Annotated in this window: 2 protein-coding genes; one reads left to right on the forward strand and one right to left on the reverse strand. The window is 64.1% G+C overall.

What is annotated here, in order from left to right:
• Window positions 1-716, forward strand: a 716-nt coding sequence (locus KDH09_09190; GenBank protein ID MCB0219854.1) for a hypothetical protein, incomplete at its 5' end; no start/stop codon positions are given.
• Here the strand turns inward: KDH09_09190 and KDH09_09195 are convergent.
• On the reverse strand, window positions 699-2,669 hold the full coding sequence (locus tag KDH09_09195; protein MCB0219855.1) for a hypothetical protein: 1,971 nt from the start codon (window positions 2,667-2,669) through the stop codon (window positions 699-701). The two genes, KDH09_09190 and KDH09_09195, sit on opposite strands and share 18 nt — an antisense overlap.
• Between the last annotated feature and the right edge of the window lie 334 nt (window positions 2,670-3,003).

The raw sequence follows: 3,003 nt of genomic DNA on the forward strand, positions 1-3,003 counted from the left end.
CGTGGAATGAGATCTACGATCAGGAAGTCTTGCTGCTCGAAGGGCTGCCGGTGATCGGCATGAACCTGGCGCGCGGGCTCATGCTCATCCGGCCGGTTGCGCTGGTATCGAGTCCGGCCTTCGGGTGGCTCATGTTGCTGGCCATCGCCGGGGGGCTGCTCTTTGGAAATGGCCGGCTTCGCTTCGGACTCCTGTGGATCGGGTCCTTTGTCTCCATCTCGGCGATGGCCACCGGGCTCGTAGGCGGGCGCTACCTCTTCCCCACGATTCTGGGATATCTGATTGTCTTCTCGGCAGTCTACGAGTGGTGCGCTACGCGCGCGCCTGTCCTGAGGCGCGCAGCGCAGGGGGGCCTGTTGGTGTTTGTCGCGCTCTGCTGCGCGGCGCTCATCCGGGACGTTCGCTACCGCAGCTGCTGGGGCGAGGTCTTCGATCAGGCGCGCAGCCTCATCACCGCCAATGCCGCGGCCTTCGAGCAGGGCGTGCCGCTTGAAGTCGCACGCGACAGCCAGCCCGTCACGGCCTGGGCCGCGCAGATTTCGGAGTATGAGTTTTCGAAGCAGATCGTCAGCGCCGCAGGGCGTGAGGAATGCTCTTCGTCGGAGGCAGCCTGTCTCAGCTACGGCGACGCGCTCGCCCGGGGCGCGCAGGCCACGACCGGGCGCTACCCCGCAGGGCAGTGCAGCGCCTTTGTCGAGCTACGGATGCCCAGGTGAGGGCGCCTGCTTCGCGCGTCGCACAAATAGCCAGATGCGGCGCGTGTCTTCCGGCTTCGACCAGGTAAGTTCCCAGTCCGGCGAATCTCTCAGATACGCGAGTGATGCATCGAGCGCCGCGCCAAGCTCTGCCCTCACCGGGCCGACGCGGCGCGGATCGTCGACGACGATGCTGTCGGCACGTGCCGCATCGACGGCATTCCTGAGCGCCTCCGGTGTGGGGAGCGCCTGTCCCCATGGGATGAGCGTGCGCCCTTCCCCGAAGAGATCGTATTCATAGGTAAGACCCGATCCGAGGAAGAGAACCCGCGCACTCGCCGGGAGCTCCCGCGCAACCGGAACAAGTGTCGAAGCTTCGTTGCGCGCCTGCGCCGGGGCGATGCCCGCGAGCAATGAAACCCAGAGCAGGAGCGCGGCGAGTGCCTGCAGGCCGGTCAGTACCCCGAGCACTTTCAGCGCGCGCGCCCTTGCGGCAAGTTGCGTGGCCAGCGGCAGGGCGCAAAGCGCGATCACGAAGAAGGTGAGCCGCGGAATCGCCGGTTGCCAGCGAAGCCGCCAGAGCAGGGCAAGCAGCGCGCCGATCAAGGCGAGCGCGACGCGCCGGTTCGTCTTCGCGCTTTCCTTTTCAGAATTGCCGGGTCTGATCGCTGTCCATGCCAGCGCCAGCAGTCCCAGCGGCGCCAGCAGTCCGAGATTCATGACGCCCGTCTGAGAGTGATAGGGAAAGAGCCCGAGCCAGGAGTTCGCGCTCTCGCCGGGAAGCGGTGCGGCGAGGCCCAGCAACTCTGCAAGTCCTAGAAACGCTCCGGCAACGCCGCGAACAAACGCTGCGAGGGGTGAGAGACCCAGCTGCTCGAAGGGCTGCGGTGAGAGCGGAAAGAAGCTGACGACGAGATAGCGATACAGATGAACGAACAACTCCCGAAGGCCGGACGCTCCGGTTACCTCATCGGCGTAGCCGCCCAGGCTCAGCGGCGAGCCGAAGTGATTCCAGGAAGACGCTGCCGTTGCGGCCAGCCCCGAGCCGAGTGCGCCGATGACGAATGCGCTCCCGGCCAGCAGCCAGCACTTCCGGTTGGTCCAGTCTTTGAGCGGAATGAGTAAGACAAAGCAGAGAGCAAGCACCAGGGAGGTCGGCTTGCAGGCAATTGCCAGTGCCAGGCAGAAGGCGGCGGCTGCGGCGAATCGGGGCATGTCTCCGATTCTTGAACGCAGCAGAAAATAGAGCACACCGAGGCTCCAGAAGACCTGCGGGCCCGCGGGTTTGAGCTCGCCCTGCAGGGCGATCCACTGGCTCGCGCTCATGAGCAGAGCAAGCACGAGAATTCTGACGTGCCGCTCGATGCGCTGACTTCGCAGCAGCTCCCACAGGCCCCAGCCGCAAAGCGGATACCAGATCCAGCAGAAGATCCGCCCGGCAAGTTCCGAGCCGCTCAGCAACACCGGCCACGCAAAGAGCAGTTCGGCATAGGCCGGCATGGCCATCTGAAGGTGGGAGAAGGATTCGTAGGGAAAAACCGAGCCGCTTTGAATCCAGTAGAGCGGCCGGACGCCGTGGTAAGTGCGGGCATCGCCTTGAAGATCGGTTGCAAGCAGTGCGAGAAACGACCCAAGCAGCACGGCCGCTACCAGGCAGGTCAATGCTTTTTCCGTGGCGGAGAGTTCACGCCAGAACTCGCGAAGCCGCTCGGTGATCTGCGGGGAAGCCGGGGGCTCTGCATCGCGGGTCAGCAACCAGATCACCAACGCGGCAATCAGCTGCGCGCCCAGCAGTCCCGTGGGATTCCACCAGTGGAACACCGAGAGCACCTGCGAGAGTCCCCACAGGTAGAGCGAAGCAATGCCGGCGGCGCGCCACGGCTCGCCCAGGTCCCTGAAAGACGGGGCAAGGACGACGGCCCGGACCGTCCAGGCCGCAAGAATCACCGATGCTGTAAGTGCCAGAAACCCCATCTGCGCCCGTTTGGAAAGAGTGAAAGAAGGCTACTCCACCCGAGTCAGGCAGTCACGGGCGCCCCGATTCTGACAGCCAAAGTACAGCCAATAGCCCGCACAGCCCCGGAAATCAGCGGACATTGGCGGACCCCGGGATCCCCGAATACCTGAACGATTCAGGCGACTTTGGACACTCGCGGACAAACCCGGACGAGGCCTGCGCATCATTCGTAATGCGTAGGTCACCGGTTCGAATCCGGTCGTCGGCTCCATTTTTTCAGGACATGTTTGGGAGAAATCAGGACTGCGCGTCGTCGTCGCTGTCTTTCTTGGCATTTTCCTCGCTTGCGAA

Source organism: Chrysiogenia bacterium (assembly GCA_020434085.1).
GTDB lineage: Bacteria > JAGRBM01 > JAGRBM01 > JAGRBM01 > JAGRBM01 > JAGRBM01.